This is a genomic window from Cryobacterium sp. PH31-AA6 (genome assembly GCF_030063195.1).
Classification (GTDB): domain Bacteria; phylum Actinomycetota; class Actinomycetes; order Actinomycetales; family Microbacteriaceae; genus Cryobacterium.
This window is the reverse complement of sequence record NZ_JASISS010000042.1, coordinates 1-18,918: the sequence shown is the minus strand read 5'-3', so window position 1 is coordinate 18,918 and position 18,918 is coordinate 1. Positions and strand designations below refer to the sequence as shown.

The window sequence follows — 18,918 nt, the reverse complement described above, 5'->3', positions numbered from 1 at the left end:
TCGGCGGGTCCGGGGGTGGGTCTGGCGGCGTGAGTTGGTCGGTGGGAGCGGTGGCGGCGACCGGTGCGGTCGACGCGACCGGGGACTCCGGTGCGGTCGGGGCTGCCGGTGATTCCGGTGTCGCGGTTGCCGGTGTGGCTGCGGGGCGAATTCCCTGTCGGGCGAGGTCGGTTTGGGTGACGATGACGCGCACTGCGGGGCGGCGGCCGCCGAGCATGCGGCCGGGGTCGACTTCGCTGCCGAGCTTGAGCAACTGGAGGAAGGAGTCTGCGGCGATTTGTTCGGTGCTGCGGGGGTCGTTCTGGATTCGTTTGGCCCAGGCGGCGCGTTTCTTGTCGACGAAGCGCACCCCGCCGCGTCTGGGGCTGGTGAGGGCGTCGTAGGTGGAGAGGACGAACTCGCCGTCTTCGGGGGCGAAGAGTCCGTGCAGACGTATTTTCCCGTCGCGGAGGCGGTAGACGCGCAGGTACCGGTCGTCGTGAGCCTGCTTCTCGCGGGCGGCGATGCCGGCCGTATCGAGGTCGTCCCGCAGCCGCCTCGCCCGGCGGAAGCACTGGTCCGCGTTCAACCCCGCCGACTCTGCCAGCAGGACGGTCAGGGCGGCGGCCAGCCGGTCGGCCGTGACGGCGGTGTCGATATCGCCCAGGCCCTGACGGATGGACTCGGCGGCGTCGACGGAGAGGGTGCCGGCGGCGACGGCGCGGGCGATCGGCGCCTGCCACGACGTGGGCGTGTCCGTGGCGGCTGGTGATCCCGTGGCGGCTGGTGATCCCGTGGGTCCGGTCGGACTCGCGGGGGGTCTGAGTAGGCCCTCAGGGCCGGGCGAGCCCGGATCTGTGTCCACGGTGGTATCGCCGGGTGTGAGCGTCTCCTGCTCGGCCTGCCGATCGGCGGCTTCGGTGCGGGCGAGCATCGTGCCCACGGCGACGAGCTTGAACGCCTCATTCTTGCTCGAGCCGGTGACCTTCTGGATCATCGCCTCCGGGGAGAGGAACCCCTGTCGGGCGGCGAGACCCGAGTGGCCCAGCTCCGGGCGGGAACGACGGGCGATGGTGCCGGCCATCCACGCGGCGCAGGTCTCCAGGAGCTGACGGGCGGTCGCGATGTCACGCTGCCCGGCCAGGGCGGCGGCATCCGAGAGGGCCTCATAGTCGGCACTGTTGCAGCCCAGACGGGCGACGGCATCTGCCGCTTGTCTGAGTTGGTCTGCCGGGGTGGTCATAACATGATTTTAGCAAGAATGGAACACAGATGTGATAGTTTGTCACGTCTTGTGGATAAGTTTTCGAAGGTTTATCCAGTGGTCTCGACAGGCTCGACCACCGAGCGGCTCGACCACCGAGCGGCTCGACCACCGAGCGGCTCGACCACCGAGCGGCTCGACCACCGGGGCTCGACCGCCGGGGCGGAAGCGAAGGGGGGCGCGGGATTAAAAGAGGAAGGGCCCGCATCCTTCGATGCGGGCCCTTCCTGACAAACCTCGAGGACTAGTCCTCGACGGAGGTGGCGGCTGTGGGCTCGTCTTCGGCGATCCACAGCTCGTCGTCGGCGCGGAAGGTCTGCCAGACGGCGTAGGCGACTCCGAGAGCGGCTGCGAGGCCGACACCGATGGCGATGTAGCTGCCCGCGCCCATGCCCTTCTTCTCGATCACAACGGGCTTCTGAAACCGCACGCGGTTGAGCGCGGCGCGAACGCGGGCGTCGCGAGCGACGTCTCCGACGCTCATGACGGTGCCGATCGCGTTGCCAAGGCCGGGAAGGACCTTGTCGACGACCTGCTGCCGCACACCATCGGCCAGATCCTGGGTGGCCTGCACCTTGGGAAGGACGAGGTGTTCGTAGCTCTCGCGCACCCGGGGCACGACTTCTTCACGGGTGAGGACGCCGGCCTGCCGACCGGCCTCGCGCGCAATCTGGTTCGCGCGCTCAAGTACTTCCTGCTGGTGGTTCCACAATTCGTCTGCGCTCTTGCGCAGCCGTGTCAGTTCCTTGCGGCGCTTGCGTGACAGGCTCATCTGGACCCTCCATCGATGTCATGTGGCTAACTTCTTCCATCTTGCCACGCAATCGACTGGGAGCGCTCTGGGTATCCCCTGTTCGGCGGTCAGATTGCGCTAATCCGGCTGTGCAAGAATTGTCCCCATGTCAAAGCACACTGCCGTCGCCACGCTCAATACCACCCTCGGACCGATCAAGGTCAACCTGTTCGGCAATCACGCGCCGAAGACCGTCAAGAATTTCGTTGGTCTCGCGACCGGCGAGATCGAGTGGAAGCACCCCTCCACCGGTCAGGTCTCCAAGGCGCCCCTCTATGACGGGACCGTCTTCCACCGCATCATCAAGGACTTCATGATCCAGGCCGGTGACCCGCTCGGCCAGGGCACCGGTGGACCGGGCTACCAGTTCGATGACGAAATCAGCCCGGACCTCGACTTCACCCAGCCCTACGTGCTCGCCATGGCGAACGCGGGCATCCAGGGCGGCCGTGGCACCAACGGTTCGCAGTTCTTCATCACCGTCGTGCCGACCACCTGGCTCCAGGGCAAGCACACCATCTTCGGCGCCGTCGAAGACGAAGCCTCGCGCGCCATCGTCGCGAAGCTGGCCACGGTCCCCACCGACGGCCGTGACCGCCCCCTCACCGAGGTCGTCATCGAGAGCGTCACCGTCGAGCAGGCCTAGGCCTTCTACCCATGAGTGACCTGCCCGGAGCCGCCGCAAACTTCTGCTATCGGCATCCGGGCAGGCAGAGCTTCGTGCTCTGCCAGCGCTGTGGCCGCACCATCTGCCCCGAGTGCCAAACCCAGGCCGCAGTCGGCGTGGTCTGCCCCGAGTGCATGCGGGAGCAGCGCAAGAACGCCCCCCGCACCAAACCAGCCGTGTTGACCCGTCTGAGGCGGTCCGACGGCCCCACCGTCACCTACGGCATCATGGGCGTCACGCTCGGCATCTACGTGCTGCAGTTCTTCCTCGGCGGCAGCATCACCGGTCTCCTGCTTTACGCCGGCGCGTATTCCTACCCGGCGAATTTCGAGCCATGGCGGATGCTCACCACGGCTCTGGTGCACGGATCTTTCCTGCACGTCGGACTCAACATGTACACGCTGTGGATCTTCGGCCAGATCCTCGAGGGGATGCTCGGTCGCGGACGCTACTTCGCGCTCTACATTCTGGGCGCCCTGGCCGGATCCCTCGGCGTGCTCTTCCTGTCCTCACCCGGCGTGGCTGTGGTGGGCGCGTCAGGGGCCATCTTCGCTCTGATGGGCGCGTTCCTGGTGATTCAGCGTCGACTGGGCGGCAACTCGACCCAACTGCTGATCCTGGTCGGCATCAACCTCGTGGTCGGTTTCATCCCCGGCCTGGGCATCGCCTGGCAGGCGCACGTGGGTGGTCTGATCGGCGGCGCAGTCATCGGATTGATCTTCGTACAGACCCGGCGGCTCAAGGATCAGCGGCTGCAAACCACGCTGATCGCCGCCTTCGGAGCGCTCCTCGTGGCCCTCAGTTTCGCCAAGTTCCTGGCCTAGTCTTCGGCACGGGTTCTGGCCTGAAAGTTATCCACAGGAGTTTCCACATGGGGATAATTACACGGGTGTAATTGCCACCCCCGAAAGGGGGGTGTTAACGCCAGCGGGTCGTCATCAGGAAGCCCACGAAGGCGATCCCGAAGCCGACCAGAATGTTCCAGGATCCGAGCGTGGCGACGGGCAGCGTGCCCTGGCTCACGTAGAACACGATGATCCAGGCCAGCCCGATCAGCATGAAGCCGAACATGACCGGTTTGAACCAGACGGCATTGGGCGCGTCCTCGCCGGAGCGAACGACCTCGGAGCGGGCGGGCTTGGTGCGGGGATTAGTGCGTGCCATGCCTGCGATTCTAGCCTGTCTGCCCATTCCCCCCCACAGGCGGCCCGTCGGCGCGCTCCCGCGCGCCGATTAGAATCGAGACCATGCCCGACCGAGACGAGCTCGCCTCCGCGGAGGAGAAGCCGCGGACCGCGACGCGACCGCAGACAGCGCAGGCCGGAGTCCCCTTCAGTCTCGCCACCTGGGTGTTCCCCCGGGTGGGTTCGATCGTCAACAACCAGGAAGCCACGGTGGCAAGCCCATGACCCGCATTCTCGTCATCGACAACTACGACAGTTTTGTCTACACCTTGAACGGCTACCTGATGGAGCTGGGCGCGGAGACGGTGGTGTTGCGCAACGACGCGTTCGCCGACGTCGACGCTGCCGCGAGGATCGCCGAATATGACGGGGTGCTGCTCTCCCCGGGCCCCGGCAAGCCCGCTGACGCCGGTGTGTCGATTCCCATCGTGCGCGCGGCGCTGGAGTCCGGGCTGCCCCTGTTCGGCGTCTGCCTGGGCCACCAGGCCATTGCGGAGGCCTTCGGTGCCACGGTGACCAACGCCGACGAGCTCATGCACGGCAAGACCAGCCTGATCACCCACGACGACAGCGCTTTCTACGATGGCGTCCCGCAGCCGTTCACGGCCACGCGCTACCACTCCCTCGCCGTTGTCGACTCGACGGTGCCGAGCGACCTCGTGGTGACCTCTCGCACGCAGGGCGGTGTGATCATGGGCCTCCGGCACGAATCGGCGCCGATTCTCGGAGTGCAGTTCCACCCGGAGTCCGTGCTGACCGAGGGTGGCTACCGGATGCTCGGCAACTGGCTCGCGCTGGCCGGACTCCCCGAGGCGAAAGAGACCGCGAAGGGTCTCACGCCCATGCTGAAGCTCAGCTAAAGCGCCTGTCCGGCCGGGGTACCGGTCAGCCGATGCAATAGGTCAGCGTGACCTCGGTCTGCTGCGGCACGTCACCCGCCGGGAGGGACTGCTTGGTGATCGGGTCACCGGGTTTCGCCGGGCAGCTGTCGTCGGGTGTGGGAATCGGCTTCAGCAGGACGGCATTGACCAGATCCTGCGCAGCGGACAGGGACTGGCCCACGACATCCGGCAGGGTGACAAGACCACTCGAGACCGTGAAATTGACGGTGTCGCCGGTCTTCGCCGCGCTCAGGGCAGCGGGGTCGGTGCTGAGCACCAGGTTCGCAGCGATGGTCGTCGAGTTCTCCTGGGTCACCGAGCCGGGAACGAGACCCAGCGCGGTGATGGCGGCCTGGGCATCCGCGATCGGCTTATTGGTGACATCTGGCACCTCGACCGGCTGCGCACCCGTGGAGACGTAGACCTTGATCACGTCGGTCGGCTGAGCGATGGTGCCCGCGGGCGGGTCGGTGCGGATGACCTTATCCTTGGGAACCGTGGCGCTGGGCTCCTGGGCCATCGTGGCCGCGAGGTCAAGGTCGAGTAGTTCGTTCTGCGCCTGTTCGTAGGTTTCACCGGCCAGTGACGGGACCTTGCGGGAGTTGTCGGGCAGGTCGCTGCTCGGCGTGAGGCTGAAGGCCCAGATCATCACCGAGAGAACGATCACGATCACGCTGAGGATGCCGGCCCACACCCAGATCACCGGGGGGCGACGCTGCGTGCGCACCATGGTCTCGTCCTCGGCGAGTTGCTTGAGCGCGAGCTCGGAGCCGGACACGGCCGTCGGTGCCGCCCCGAACAGGCCGGTACCGGATTCGTCGACGGTGCGCCGCACGGGAATCTGGCCGGAACCCGCGGTCTCCACATCGTTGCGGAACTCGACGGCGCTCTGGTAGCGGGCGAACCGGTCCTTGGACAGGGCGTGGAGTACCACGGTGTCCAGTGCCGGCGACACCTTCGCGTTGATCGAGCTGGGCTTGACCGGGCTCTCACTGACGTGCTGGTAGGCCACCGCCACGGGACTGTCGCCGCGGAACGGCGGACGACCGGCCAGCATCTCGAAGAGTACGACGCCGGTGGAATACAGGTCGGTGCGGGCATCCACCGACTCGCCCTTGGCCTGCTCGGGCGAGAAGTAGGAGGCGGTGCCGAGGATCGCGGTGGTCTGCGCGACCGTCGTCGACGAGTCGGAGATGGCGCGGGCGATACCGAAGTCCATCACCTTGACCTGGCCGGTCTTGGTGATCATGATGTTGCCCGGCTTGATGTCGCGGTGCACGACCCCGGCACGGTGCGAGTACTCGAGGGCGGTCAGCACGCCGTCGATGATGCGCACGGCCTCCGCCGTGTTCAGCGGCCCCTCACGGATGATGTCCTTGAGCAGGCGACCGTCCACGTACTCCATCACGATGAAGGGGATCTGTGTTTCGCCGCCACTCGAGTCGGCGACGGTCTCCTCGCCGGCGTCGAAGACTCGGACGATGGTCGGGTGCGCCATCCGGGCGGCGGCCTGCGCCTCCTGGCGGAAACGGGTTCGGAACGCCGGGTCCGAGGCCAGGGAGGACTTGAGCAGCTTGATGGCCACGGTGCGTCCGAGCCGTGAGTCCGTGCCGATGTGGACATCGGCCATGCCGCCTCGCCCGATGAGTGCGCCCACGCGGTATCGCCCTGCGAGCAGCCGGCCTTCATCAGTCAAAGCATTACTCCCAGTTCGCGGACACGGATCTCTGTTATTTTACCGGAACACTCCCGGCAGAGATTACGGCACGGCCGTGACGGTGACGGGGGTGGACGACGGAGAGTACGGAGACGGGGTGTCTCCACAGAAGTAACGGAACTTGACGGTGAAGGTTCCGGTCTCCGGCCCGGTGGTGACGACCGCTGACGTGGTATCGGCACCGACCGGGGCGGGTGACTCCGCGCCCTGCCCCTCAGCCAGCACCTCGTAACCCGAGAGGTTTTGCCCACTCGGGCAGGACTGAGCGGTCCAGTTGATGGTGACCGGCTTCTTCTGTGCGGTCGCGGCCGGGGTAGCGGTGGGCGCCGTGGCCGGGGCATCCGGGGTCACGGCCGAGCCGTAGACCTTGACCGTGATCTTCTCACCCTTGCGCACCGGTCCGGTCGGGTTCACGGAATAGACCGTGTCGGGCACTTCCTCTGCCTTCGTGGAGGCATTGCCGGTCTGCACATCGACGACGAAGCCCAGTGCGGCCAGCTTGTCGCGGGCGTCAGCGCTGGTGAGTCCCGCGTAGTCGGCCAGGGTCACCTCGACCGTGTCACTGGTCGGCGTGGGAGTTGGAGTCGGTGTGGGGGTCGGCGTTGGCGTCGTCTTCGGTGTTGACGTCGCCGAGGGGGTCGCCACCGGGGTGTCACCCTGCTGCTGAGTGAAGAGGGCGATCAGGGTTCCCGTGAGCACGATCGCCAGGAGCGCGATCAGCGCGATCAGCGGCCACGTCCACGGGCTGCGCTTCTTGCTGCTCGCGGCTGCCGCCGCCGCTGCCGCGGTCGACGCGCGCGTGGCCGGTGCCCCGGTGGGAAGCACTGTTGTCGCGTCCATGTTTCCGGCGCCGGGCATGAGCATGGTGGCGGCGGTCGGTGTGACCCCGTTCATGATCGCCGGCACGGATGCCGCGGCCGCGGCGATGTCCCCGCGGCGCAGCGCTGCCGCTGCCCGGGACAGGTGCGCGGCCGAGGCCGGCCGGTCGGCCGGGTTCTTGGCCAGGCAGGAGATGACGAGGTTGCGCACCGGCTCGGACACGGTCCCGGGCAGGTCGGGCGCGGTCTCGTTGATCTGCGCCATCGCGATGGCCACCTGGGACTCGCCCGTGAAGGGGCGACGGCCGGCGAGGCTCTCGTAGGCGACGATTCCCAGCGAGTAGATGTCGGTGGTCGGCGAGGCGGAGCGACCGCTCGCCTGTTCGGGTGAGAGGTACTGCACGGTGCCCATGACCTGGCCGGTAGCGGTCAGCGGAACCTGGTCGGCGATGCGGGCGATGCCGAAGTCGGTGATCTTGACGCGGCCGTCGGGGGTGATCAGCAGGTTGCCCGGCTTGATGTCGCGGTGGACCAGTCCGGCGGCGTGCGCGGCGTGCAGCGCGGCAGCCGTCTGGGACACGATGTCGAGCACCTTGTCGGTGGGCAGCACGTGGTCACGCTCGAGAATGGTGGAGAGCGCCTCGCCGGGCACCAGTTCCATGACGAGGAAGGCGCTGCCGTCTTCTTCTCCGTAATCGAAGACGTTGGCGATGCCCTCATGGTTGACGAGTGCGGCGTGGCGGGCCTCGGCGCGGAAGCGCTCGAGGAAGCCCGGGTCGCCGAGGTATTCGTCCTTGAGGATCTTGATGGCGACGGTGCGGCCGATCACGAGGTCGACGGACTGCCACACCTCGCCCATCCCGCCAATGGCGATCCGGGACTGCAGCTCGTATCGTCCCCCGAAGGTGAGCCCTGCTGTGGGTCTCATTTGTTCAGCACCGCCTCTAGTACCTGCTTTGCAATTGGTGCGGCAACAAGATTGCCGTACCCCGTCTGGCCAAGTCCCCCGCCATCCTCGACGAGAACGGAGATTGCATATTTCGGATCCTCCGCAGGGGCGAATCCGGTAAACCACAAGGTGTAAGGATCGTCGGCGGCGTTCTCTGCCGTTCCCGTCTTACCTGCCACGTTGACCCCATCTATTCTTGCATTGCTGGCGGCACCGTCCTGGACCCCATTGACCATCATCTGGGTGATTGTCGCGGCAGTTTTCGCGCTCATCACCCGTTTCAGGGAGCGGGGTTCGAAGGTCTGAAGCGGGCTCAGGTTCGGGGCGAGAATTTGGCTGATCAGATTGGGGGCCATTTCCATGCCGCCGTTGGCGATTGTTCCCGAGACCATGGCCATCTGAAGTGGGGTGGCGCGCACATTGGTCTGTCCGAACGACGACAGGGCCAGTTGGGCGTCGTCGAGTTCGAGCGGGTAGTTGCTCTGCGCGACCTTGAGCGGAATCGTGTAGTCCGTGTTGAATCCGAACTTCTCGGCCGTGTCGCGAATCGCCTTGTCGCCGAGTTGGAGCCCCAATTCCGCCATCGGGATGTTGCAGGAGAGGCGTAGCGCCGTGGCGAGCGTCACCGTTGAGCCACTCCCGCAGGTGCCGCCGCCCGAGTTGATCACGATCGAACTGGATCCGGGCAACTGGAAGGCGGGCAGGTTGGGGAAGGTGCTCTCCGGGGTGAATTTGCCGGATTCGAGAGCGGCCGTCATCACGACGAGTTTGAAGACCGACCCGGGCGGGTTGAGCGCGTTGATGGCCCGGTCGATCAGGGGGTTCGTGTCGTCACTGAGCAGCGACTGATAGTTGTCGGTGAGCTGCTGGTTGTCGTGCACGGTGAGCAGGTTCGGGTCGTAGCTTGGCTTGGAGACCATGGCCAGGATGCGACCGGTCTTGGGCTCGGTGACGACGACCGAACCGGTGAGGTCGCCGAGGGCATCCCACGCGGCCTGTTGCGCGACCGGGTCGATGGTGACCTCGACCGAGGCGCCCTTGGGGTTCTGGCCCGTGATCAGGGCGTTCATCTTGTCGAAGAACTGCGAGTCCGAGGTGCCGCTGAGCTCGGGGTTGAGGGCGTGCTCAAGGCCGGTCGGCGACCCGTTGAGGGGAATGAAGCCGGTGATCGGCGCGTAGAGCGGACCGTTGCTGTACGTGCGCAGGAACTTGTAATCGTCGGCGACGGGCATCGACTGCGCGATCGGGTTGCCGGCAACGAGGATGGCGCCGCGCTCGACCGAGTAGCTGTCGTAGAGCGTGCGGGTGTTGCGGGCATCCGCCGTGAGGCTGTCCGCCTGGAAGACCTGGATGATCGTGGTCGACGAGAGCAGGGCGACGAACATGAGCATCACGACGATGCTCACGCGCTTGAGTTCGCGGTTCACTTAGACCACCAGCCTGGGTTGGTTGCGCAGGGTGTCGGACAGGCGGAGCAGTAGGGCGGCGATGATCCAGTTCGCGACCAGCGATGAACCACCCGCGGCAAGGAAGGGCGTGGTGAGACCGGTCAGCGGGATCACCCGGGTGACGCCGCCGATGACGATGAAGCACTGGAGGGCGACAACGAAGGACAGGCCGACTCCGAGGAGCTTGCCGAAGTCGTCGTTGCCGGCGAAGCCGATGCGGAAGCCGCGGGCCACGAAGAGCAGGTACAGCGCGAGGATGGCGAACAGTCCGGCCAGGCCGAGTTCTTCACCCAGGCTGGCGATGATGTAGTCACTCTGTGGCACCGGCGTGATGTCTGGCCGCCCCTGGCCGAGGCCGGTGCCGATCAGGCCGCCCTTGGCGAGCCCGAAGAGGCCCTGCACCAGCTGGTAGCTGCCGCCGCTGGCGCCGTAGACATCCGGGTTGAGCGCGTCGAGCCAGTTGGTGAAACGGCCGTTGACGTATTCGAGGGTCTGGCTGGCAATGATCGCTCCGCCGAGGAAGAGCGCCATGCCGAGGAGCACCCAGCTGAGTCGGCCGGTCGCCAGGTACAACATCACAAGGAACAGGCCGAAGTAGAGCAGCGCCGTGCCGAGGTCGCGCTGGAAGATGATCACCGACATCGACAGTGCCCACACCACCAGGATGGGGCCGAGGTCGCGCAGTCGGGGGAAACGCATGCCCAGGACACGTTTGCCCACCATCGACAGGCTGTCGCGATTGCGCACGAGGTAGCCGGCGAAGAACACGGCCAGCGCGATCTTGGCGATCTCGCCGGGCTGGAAGGTGGCGAACGAGCCGATGCCGATCCAGACCCGGGCGCCGCTGACCTCACGGCCGAGACCCGGCACGAGCGGCAGGAGCAGCAGAACGACGGCAATGAAGCCGGCGACGTAGGTGTAGCGGAACAGCACCCGGTGGTTGCGGATGACCAGCACGACGGTGATCGCGCAGGCGATTGCCAGCGCGCTCCACACGGTCTGGCGCACGGCGGCGCTCTCCCAGCCGGCGTCTCCGTTGGCGATGTCGATGCGGTAGATCATGGCGATGCCGAGGCCGTTGAGCAGGGAGGCGATCGGCAGGATGAACGGGTCGGCGTCCCGGGCGACGGCGCGCAGCACAAAATGGAGGCCAAGCACGAGAACCGACAGGCCGGCGCCGAGCAGCACGAGCGTGGTGTCGATGTGACCGAGCGCGCCGAGCTGCACGAGCATCACGGCGGCCGCGTTGATGCCGCACGCGATCAGGAGCAGGAAGAGCTCGAGGTGGCGCAACTTCTGCGGGAGATGCAGACGGCGAACCTTGCCCGGTTTGGTGCCCTGCGGGCGGGCGGGGGCATCCGTCGCCGCGGCCCGGTTACTTGAGGGTGGCATTTTGGAGCCGTTCGACGATGAGTTTCGCGTCTTCCAGGGAGGTCGCGCTGATGGTTTGCTGCACCTGCTGGCGGTCGAAGACCCGCAGGTCGGTCACCTTGATCGTGGTGTCTTCGTAGACCGAGGACAGCGCAATCGGGCCGAGGTCCTGCTGCACACCCTTGAAGATGGCGACGTTGCTGCCTTCCACCCCGACGTAGTAGCGGGTCTGGGTCCACTGGTAGCCGCCGAATCCGGCACCGAAGATGGCTGTGATGAGCAGGACGATCCCGAGCAGCCAGGTGATCTTGCGCCTTCGGGCCCGGCGCTCGTCCTCCTCGATGAGCTCGGAGAGGTAGTCCTGGGAATCGGGTTCGAAGTGGGTTTCCCGCACGGGGTGCAGGCGCAGGCTCGACATTCGGAGCGCGCGGCTGCGGCCGGGCTCCTCGCCAAAGGCGAGCGGCGCGGCGGCAGAGCCGACCACGGTGGGAACGTCGACCCGGGCGTTGGCGGAACCGATGTCGACGACGACGATGGTGACGTTGTCCGGCGCACCGCCGTCGAGGCTTTCCTTGACCAGGCGATCCGCGACATCCTGGGCGTCGAGGGAGGTGGAGAGGGCGGCGGCGATGCCGCCGTTCGAGACGACGCCGCTGAGGCCGTCGGAGCAGATCAGCCAGCGGTCACCGGGGAGGGTGGCCAGGATCGACGTGTCGATCTCGGGCGACGACTCCACATCGCCGAGCACGCGCATGAGCACGGACCGGCGCGGGTGCACCATGGCCTCCTGCTCGGTGATCCGGCCGCTGTCCACGAGACGCTGCACGAAGGTGTGGTCGACGGTGATCTGGGAGAGCTCGCCGTCGCGGAGCAGGTAGATGCGCGAGTCGCCGATGTGGGCGATCGCCACTTCGCCATCGAGAACGACGAGTGCGCTGACGGTGGTGCCCATCCCGGTGAGCTCGGTGTGCTCGAAGACGGTTTCGGCGAGTTGCGAGTTCGCGGCGATGAGGGCGGCCTGCAGGGCGAACTCGGCGTCCTGCGGCGACCGGTACGGCTGGTCTGCCTCGATGATGCGCTTGGTGGCGATGGCGGAGGCGACGTCGCCACCGGCGTGCCCGCCCATGCCGTCCGCGACCATGAACAGCTGGCGGCCGGAATACCCGGAGTCCTGGTTGTTGGACCGGATCTTTCCAACGTGGGACGCGGCCGCGCTGTGACTGACTGTCGCCATGCAGCTACCGCCGAAGCTCGAAGCTGGTCGCGCCGATCTTGACGGGCGTATTCAGGGGGACCGGCGTCGGAACGGCGAGGCGTGAGCCGTTCAGGAAGGTGCCGTTGGTCGAGTCCAGGTCCTGGATCATCCACTCTTCATTCCAGAGCATCAGCCGGGCGTGGTGGGTGGAGGTGTAGTCGTCGCGGATGACCAGGCTCGAGTCACCGGACCGGCCGATCGTGACCGAGTCTGAGGTGAGCGGGAACTCCGTGCCCGACTTCGGGCCGGAGGTGATCACGAGGCGGGTCGCGTTCCGGGCGTTCGCGCGTTCCGGACCCGAGCTCGCCGGGGGAGCGGACGGCCGGGCGGTGAACTGCTCGGTCGGGGCCGCGGCGGCGGGAACAGGCGTGGCCGCAGCGACGTAGGCCATCTGCGGGGCGGACGCCGCGGCATCCTGCTGCTGTTTGCGCACCCGATGGCCGAACAGGTCGCTGCGGAGCGCATAGACGATTCCGAAGATGAATATCCACAGCAACAGCAGGAAGCCGAGGCGCAGCACAAGAAGGGTTAGCTCACTGACGCTCATGTGGATGGCCCCCAGAAACCGCCCATGTCGTGGCGATCGACGGGCGACTCGTGGCGGCGGTCGGCGGTGGGCTCGCCGGCGGCGGCCTGGGCGATGACTCGGAACACGATCCGGGTACGACCGATGGTGACGACGGAGTCGGGTTCGAGAATGGCCTGCTTGACCGTCGACCCGTTGAGCTGGGAACCGTTGGTGGAGCCCAGGTCGCGCACCTGGGCGGTGGCGCCGTCCCAGAGGATCTCGACGTGGCGGCGGGAGATGCCGGTGTCGTCGACCGTGATGTCGGCGTCGCTGCCGCGGCCGATGACGGTGTGGGACTTGGTCATCGGGTAACGCTTGCCGTTCACGTCGACCACGGGCATCCAGGTGACGCTGCCCTTGACCGTGCTGGAGTCGATCTGCACCATACCCTCGCTGAGGCCGCGGTCGTCGGACAGGGCGATTGAGACGCCGCCGGCGAACTGGTAACGCTGCTCCCGGCCGTGCTGCTGGACCAGCTCGCTGAGCTCGTCAATGAGGGTCGGGCCGAGGTTGGCCATCCGCTCGAAGTCGGCGTGGCTCATCCGAACGACGAAGCGATTGGGCGCAAGAATGCGATCGCGGGACACGACCGCTGCTTTCGTGTCAAGCTCGCGGCGCAGTGCGGAGGTGATCTCCACTGGCTGCAGCCCCGACCTGAAGGTCTTGGCGAATGCGCCGTTGACGGCGCGTTCCAATCCCTTTTCAAAGTTGTCCAGAATGCCCACAGGTCTCCCGATCCGATCCTTTCGGCTATCTGCATGTTACTTGCCTGAAGTGTGAACTCGCCCACGAGGCAATTGAGGGCACGGTTTGTCATCCTACGGGAGGGTTCCCGTCTCGCGCGGAACGCCCGCCGCGCCACCGTCTCAGGTCCCGGTGGTCGAGCAACGCCGCGCACCCCCGATGGCGTGCCATCGCCGCGCCGGTTTCCGCAGCCCGCGCCCGCTGGCGCGGGCGCATCGTGCGGAAACGGGCGCGGCGACGGCCTCACGCCCGCCCGGTGGTCGAGCCCGTCAAGAGCCGCCACGCGCCCCGAAACGTGTCGGTGGTCGAGCCCGTCGAGACCAGCCGCGCGCCCCGAAAACCCTCGAATGGCGGATGGGTCGCAGAAAGTGCTAATCTTCCTAAGTTCGCGCGAGTGGCGGAATTGGCAGACGCGCTGGCTTCAGGTGCCAGTGTTCGAAAGGACGTGGGGGTTCAAGTCCCCCCTCGCGCACAGCGAGGAGTTCGTGAAATACGAGCTCCGAGGTTGTGAAATGTGAACAAGAAGGTCGGGCCGGGAGAAATTCCGGTGCCGGCCTTCTTTTTTGTGTCCTTTTGGAGTTTGAACTGGCTATTTCCTGACCAGTGCCATCGCCGAGGCGAGGTAGGCGAACGAGTTTCCGCGAGTGCGTCTGTGCGCGGCGTTCGCGATGCCTGCGTCCGTGGGGTCCTTGGCGTAACCGTTGAAGCCGTCGAGGATCCTCCTCATCCGGTAACTGGCCTTCCAATCGGCGCTACCGTGCGGGAAGTGCCGGCCGCGCTTCGGCCCGTTCCGCAGCGGCATGGTGAGCGATTTTCTGGTGATTGCCGGGAGGATTTCGCTAGTGACCTTGGCCACGGCGAGGTAGCCGGTCGGGTCGGGGCGGGAGTAGCACTGGTGCCCGTCAGTGTCCGGGCGGCCTCCCGTGTGAACAGGCAGTTTTCTCTGGCGATGAGGCGGGTACCCCCCCAAAAAGGGTGTTAGCCTCATCCGTGGGAGCGCTCTCACACCTGTCGTAACTGATCTCATCGTCACTGCGAATCGGAGCCGCACCGTTCAGAGAGAGCAGGACCAGCAATGTCGCTATCCCATTTCCGCCCCGGTCGAGGTGCCCCCAGGCCCGAGATCCAAAAACTTTCCCGCCTCCGCATTCGGCTGATCGCCGGAAGCGTCGCCGTCCTGCTGGGCGTACTTGCGGCCGGAACAGGATTGGTCCCCGACGCGGCGTTCGCCGCCCCGGCCCGACCGGCACCCGTGGCCGCCCCGAACTTCGGCCCGAACGTCAAAATATTCGATCCCAGCATGCCCGTGGCCGACATCCAGGCCACGGTCGATGCCATCACGGCCACGCAGGTCAACGATGAGATGGGAACGAACCGATACTCTCTCCTGTTCAAGCCGGGCACCTACGGCAGCGCCGAGGAACCCCTCATCATTCAGGTCGGTTACTACACCGAGGTGGCGGGGCTGGGGCAATCCCCGACCGACGTCACGATCAACGGCCACGTCGACGTCTACAACCGGTGCCGGGAGGCCACGGGCTGCTTCGCCCTGGACAGCTTCTGGCGCTCGGTGTCGAACCTCACGATCAACGTGACGGGACTAGATGGATGCCGGGCCGGCACCAACTTCTGGGCTGCCTCGCAGGCCTCGCCGATGCGGCGGGTCAACATTACCGGCGGCAAGCTGTCGTTGATGGACTTCTGCACCGACGGGCCGCAGTTCGCCAGCGGAGGCTTCATCGCCGATTCCAAGACGGGCGATATCGTCAACGGCTCTCAGCAGCAGTATCTGGTGCGGGACAGCAACATCGGCGCCTGGTCGAACGGCGTGTGGAACCAGGTGTTCGCTGGGGTTCAGGGAGCACCGGCGGAGTCCTACCCCGAGCCCCCGTACACCACGCTCGCCAAGAGCCCGGCCAGCCGGGAGAAACCCTACCTCTTCATTGATGCCGCGGGTGCGTGGCAGGTCTTCGTGCCGGCGCCCAGGTCCAACTACTCCGGAACCACCTGGGAGAGCGGACCGACGCTCGGGCGCGCGATCGCGTTGTCCAAGTTCTTCATCGCCAAGCCGTCCGATTCGGTAGCCGCCATCAACAGCAAGCTCGCCAAAGGCCTGAACCTCCTATTCACGCCCGGGGTGTATGACGTCGAGAAGACGATCGCGGTCAAGGCCGCGGACACCGTGGTTCTCGGCATGGGCCTGGCCACCTTGACGGCAGTGAACGGTGCAGTGGTCATGACCACTGCCGACGTCCCTGGCATCGACATCGCCGGCATCACGATCGATGCGGGAACGAAGAACTCGCCGGTGCTGCTGCAGGTTGGCACCACGTCCGGCCATAAAGGAACGGCCAGTGCGGCCAACCCGACCGCCCTCCAGGACGTGTTCTTCCGGGTCGGGGGACCGCACGTGGGCAAGGCGACGGTCAGCCTGGAGGTCAATACCGACAACACGATCCTCGACGACATCTGGGCGTGGCGTGCCGACCACGGCAAGGCCGGCAGCGTCGGCTGGGACATCAACACCGGCCAGAACGGTGTCATCATCAACGGCGACAACGTCACCGCCACCGGGCTCTTCGTCGAGCACTACCAGCAGTACAACGTCATCTGGAACGGGGAGAACGGCCGGACCGTCTTCTTCCAGAACGAACTGCCCTATGACGCCCCCGACCAGGCAGCCTGGCAGCACGACGGCGTTCTGGGCTGGGCCGGTTACAAGGTCGCCGACACAGTCACCAAGAACGAGCTGTGGGGCGGTGGCAGCTACGTCTTCAACAACGTCGATCCCACCATCCACGCCTCGGTCGGTTTCGAGGTGCCCCGCAAGCCGGGCGTGAAGATGCACAACCTCTCGAGCGTCCAGCTGGGCGCCGGAACCCTGGACCACGTCATCAACGACAAGGGCCTGGCGGTGAACTCGGCGGGAGTCGGGATTCCCAGTTGCGTGGTCCTCTATCCCTCTGACGACGCGGCGCCGCCCACGGTCGCGATCACCGACAACGTCGATGGCGACACGGCGACCGGCAAGGTCACGTTCACGTTCACCTTCAGCGAGGATGTCTGCAGCTTCACAGCGGACGACATCGTCGTCACGGGTGGGTCGAGGGGATCCTTCACCCGCGTCGACGCGAAGACGGCCACCCTGGTGGTGCCGCCCGCGGAGAACACGATCGGAACCATCGACGTGAGCATGGCCGAGGCCACGTACACCGATCTGCCCGGCACGGCCAACACCGTGGCCGCCAGCGCTCAGCAGGGGTTCAACACCACGACGCCGCTGACGGTCGCGATCACGGACAACGTCCCGACCGCAACCGCGACCGGGGATGTGACGTTCGCATTCGCGTTCAACCGGGACGTCGGCACCAGCTTCACCGCTGATGACGTCGTGACCACCGGTGGCAGGACGGGCGCGTTTGTTCGCGTCGACGCCACGCACGCCACCCTCGTGGTTTCGCCTCCGGCCGACTCGACGGGAACCGTCGCGGTCAGCGTGGCCGCGGGGACCTTCACCGATCTGGCCGGCATCGTGAACGCCGCCTCTGCCACCGCGCAGCAGGCGTTCAACACGACCTCGACGCCGCCTCCGGCGCCGTCCTGGGCGCTCACCTTCGATGACCCCGCGAAAACGTACACGTTGACCGACTTCGGTAACAGCGGCGGCGCAGTCGTGGCTGACCCGACCGGCGGCACCAACAAGGTAGCCACGGTGTCCAAGGCAGTCACAGCGGCGGCGACGGCGGGCAGTACAGTGTCCACCGGTGCGAACCTCTCTGTCGACACGATCCCGTTCACGGCCGATCAGACCCGGATGACGATGAGCGTCTACAGCCCCGCTGCGGGCGTTCGGGTTCGGATGAAGGCCGAGAATGCCGTCAACCCGGGTCAGAACGTCGAGACGGATGCGTTCACCACAGTCGCCGGGGCGTGGGAGACCCTGACGTTCGACTTCGGTGACACGTCCACGCACTACATCCCCGACGGGCCGACGACCTACGACCTGACCAAGCCGACGCAGAACTTGAACCTGGCCAGCACCTACAACAAGGTGAGTGTCTTCTTCGATTACTTCGTCGGCGTGGGCGGCTACGCACCGATGCCGTCCGACCGCACGTACTTCTTCGACGACCTCATCTTCCTGTCGGAGGTGGCTCCGCCGCCGCCGCCGGTCGCAGGCGAGATCATCACGTTCGATGAAAGCACCCCGCCGGTGCTGACCGGTTTCGGCGGAGCGGCGGACTCGACCATCGCACCCGACCCGGCCGACGCTGCCAACAGTGTGGCGAAGGTCGTCAAGGAGGTCGGCGCCGAGATCTGGGCCGGCACCACGGTGTCGAACCTTGCCAACCAGGCGATCGCGAAGATCGGTTTCAGCTCCACCCAGAAGAACGTGACGGCCCGTGTGTGGTCGCCCGACGCGGGCATCCAGGTGAGACTGAAGGTGGAGAACGCGACCAACGGTGGCCAGTCAGTCGAGACCGAGGCCACCACCACGGTGGCCGGAGGTTGGGACACGTTGACGTTCGATTTCGCCAACCCGGTCGCCGGCACTGCGGCGCTGGACCTGGCCGGCACGTACAACAAGGTGTCGATCTTCTTCGACTTCGGCACCGTCGGAGCAGGGAAGACCTACTACGCGGACGATCTGGACTTCACCTTCGACGGCGAGCAGCCGCCGCCCCCGCCCGCCTCACTTGCCATCACGTTCGATGACCCCGCGAAAACGTACACGCTGACTGACTTCGGCAACTACGGTGGCGCGGTGGTCGCCGACCCGGCCGGTGGCACGAACAAGGTCGCCACGGTATCCAAGGCAGTCGATGCGGCGGCGACGGCGGGCACCACGGTGTCCACCGGTGCCAACCTGTCGGTCGACACGATCCCGTTCACGGCCGCGAAAACCAAGATGACGATGCGCGTCTACAGCCCCGCTGCGGGCGTTCGGGTTCGGATGAAGGTCGAGAATGCTGCCAACCCGGGTCAGAACGTTGAAACGGATGCATTCACCACGACCTCCGGGGCGTGGGAGACGTTGACGTTCGACTTCGGCGACACGTCCACGCACTACATTCCCGACGGGCCGACCACCTACGACCTGACCAAGCCCACGCAGAATTTGAACCTGACCAGCACCTACAACAAGGTGAGTGTCTTCTTCGACTACTTCGTCGGCGTCAGCGGCTACGCACCGATGCCGTCCGACCGCACCTACTTCTTCGACGATGTGAGCGGGGTCTTCTGAGTTAGCGGGGTGTTCTGAATCGACATGGGCGCGGC

Annotated in this window: 16 protein-coding genes and 1 tRNA gene; 6 read left to right on the top strand and 11 right to left on the bottom strand. The window is 66.2% G+C overall.

Annotation, left to right across the window (positions count from 1 at the left end):
- Both QMG61_RS16835 and QMG61_RS16830 read right to left on the bottom strand, forming a co-directional pair.
- Nucleotides 1-1,222 (bottom strand): DUF222 domain-containing protein (locus tag QMG61_RS16835; RefSeq protein WP_283495489.1); only part of this gene is annotated, 1,222 nt, incomplete at its 3' end.
- Nucleotides 1,223-1,487: 265 nt separating this feature from the next.
- A complete protein-coding gene (locus tag QMG61_RS16830; RefSeq protein WP_283495488.1) occupies nucleotides 1,488-2,015 on the bottom strand; it encodes a hypothetical protein in 528 nt (175 codons plus the stop codon).
- Nucleotides 2,016-2,142: 127 nt separating this feature from the next.
- Here QMG61_RS16830 and QMG61_RS16825 point away from each other — a divergent pair, with 127 nt between their 5' ends.
- Nucleotides 2,143-2,682, top strand: a complete 540-nt coding sequence (locus QMG61_RS16825; RefSeq protein ID WP_283495487.1) for a peptidylprolyl isomerase — start codon at nucleotides 2,143-2,145, stop codon at nucleotides 2,680-2,682.
- Nucleotides 2,683-2,693: 11 nt separating this feature from the next.
- Entirely contained in the window at nucleotides 2,694-3,527 is an 834-nt protein-coding gene (locus tag QMG61_RS16820; protein WP_283495486.1) for a rhomboid family intramembrane serine protease, read from the top strand.
- Between the two features lie 94 nt (nucleotides 3,528-3,621).
- On the opposite strand, the gene QMG61_RS16815 is transcribed toward QMG61_RS16820, so the two are convergent.
- Complete coding sequence (locus QMG61_RS16815) at nucleotides 3,622-3,867, bottom strand: cell division protein CrgA (protein ID WP_283495485.1); 246 nt, start codon at nucleotides 3,865-3,867, stop codon at nucleotides 3,622-3,624.
- A gap of 83 nt (nucleotides 3,868-3,950) precedes the next feature.
- Here QMG61_RS16815 and QMG61_RS16810 point away from each other — a divergent pair, with 83 nt between their 5' ends.
- Together QMG61_RS16810 and QMG61_RS16805 are read left to right on the top strand one after the other, a co-directional pair.
- Nucleotides 3,951-4,112, top strand: coding sequence for a hypothetical protein (locus QMG61_RS16810; protein ID WP_283495484.1), 162 nt, complete (start codon nucleotides 3,951-3,953; stop codon nucleotides 4,110-4,112).
- Entirely contained in the window at nucleotides 4,109-4,747 is a 639-nt protein-coding gene (locus QMG61_RS16805; RefSeq protein WP_283495483.1) for an anthranilate synthase component II, read from the top strand. The genes QMG61_RS16810 and QMG61_RS16805 overlap by 4 nt, the downstream gene beginning before the upstream one ends.
- A gap of 25 nt (nucleotides 4,748-4,772) precedes the next feature.
- On the opposite strand, the gene pknB is transcribed toward QMG61_RS16805, so the two are convergent.
- From pknB to QMG61_RS16770, 7 genes are all read right to left on the bottom strand, one after another.
- Nucleotides 4,773-6,398, bottom strand: coding sequence for a Stk1 family PASTA domain-containing Ser/Thr kinase (pknB, locus tag QMG61_RS16800; protein ID WP_502847056.1), 1,626 nt, complete (start codon nucleotides 6,396-6,398; stop codon nucleotides 4,773-4,775).
- Nucleotides 6,399-6,527: 129 nt separating this feature from the next.
- Nucleotides 6,528-8,231: a protein kinase domain-containing protein gene (locus QMG61_RS16795; RefSeq protein ID WP_283495481.1), complete on the bottom strand. Its 1,704-nt coding sequence runs from the start codon at nucleotides 8,229-8,231 to the stop codon at nucleotides 6,528-6,530.
- On the bottom strand, nucleotides 8,228-9,679 hold the full coding sequence (locus tag QMG61_RS16790; protein WP_283495480.1) for a peptidoglycan D,D-transpeptidase FtsI family protein: 1,452 nt from the start codon (nucleotides 9,677-9,679) through the stop codon (nucleotides 8,228-8,230). Before QMG61_RS16790 ends, QMG61_RS16795 begins: the two co-directional genes overlap by 4 nt.
- Nucleotides 9,680-11,092, bottom strand: a complete 1,413-nt coding sequence (locus QMG61_RS16785; RefSeq protein WP_283495479.1) for an FtsW/RodA/SpoVE family cell cycle protein — start codon at nucleotides 11,090-11,092, stop codon at nucleotides 9,680-9,682.
- Complete coding sequence (locus tag QMG61_RS16780; protein WP_283495478.1) at nucleotides 11,076-12,305, bottom strand: PP2C family protein-serine/threonine phosphatase; 1,230 nt, start codon at nucleotides 12,303-12,305, stop codon at nucleotides 11,076-11,078. The genes QMG61_RS16785 and QMG61_RS16780 overlap by 17 nt, the downstream gene beginning before the upstream one ends.
- Nucleotides 12,306-12,309: 4 nt before the next feature.
- The gene (locus QMG61_RS16775; RefSeq protein WP_283495477.1) at nucleotides 12,310-12,873 is read right to left on the bottom strand and encodes an FHA domain-containing protein FhaB/FipA; all 564 of its coding nucleotides are present in this window, start codon (nucleotides 12,871-12,873) and stop codon (nucleotides 12,310-12,312) included.
- Complete coding sequence (locus QMG61_RS16770) at nucleotides 12,870-13,619, bottom strand: FHA domain-containing protein (protein WP_283495476.1); 750 nt, start codon at nucleotides 13,617-13,619, stop codon at nucleotides 12,870-12,872. The genes QMG61_RS16775 and QMG61_RS16770 overlap by 4 nt, the downstream gene beginning before the upstream one ends.
- Nucleotides 13,620-14,026: 407 nt before the next feature.
- Here QMG61_RS16770 and QMG61_RS16765 point away from each other — a divergent pair.
- Nucleotides 14,027-14,110, top strand: a tRNA-Leu gene (locus QMG61_RS16765).
- A 117-nt stretch (nucleotides 14,111-14,227) separates the two neighbouring features.
- On the opposite strand, the gene QMG61_RS16760 is transcribed toward QMG61_RS16765, so the two are convergent.
- A complete protein-coding gene (locus QMG61_RS16760; protein WP_283495475.1) occupies nucleotides 14,228-14,440 on the bottom strand; it encodes a hypothetical protein in 213 nt (70 codons plus the stop codon).
- Between the two features lie 273 nt (nucleotides 14,441-14,713).
- On the opposite strand from QMG61_RS16760, the gene QMG61_RS17460 reads away from it, so the two are divergent.
- On the top strand, nucleotides 14,714-18,883 hold the full coding sequence (locus QMG61_RS17460; RefSeq protein ID WP_349358704.1) for a pectate lyase-like domain-containing protein: 4,170 nt from the start codon (nucleotides 14,714-14,716) through the stop codon (nucleotides 18,881-18,883).
- Nucleotides 18,884-18,918 lie beyond the last annotated feature (35 nt).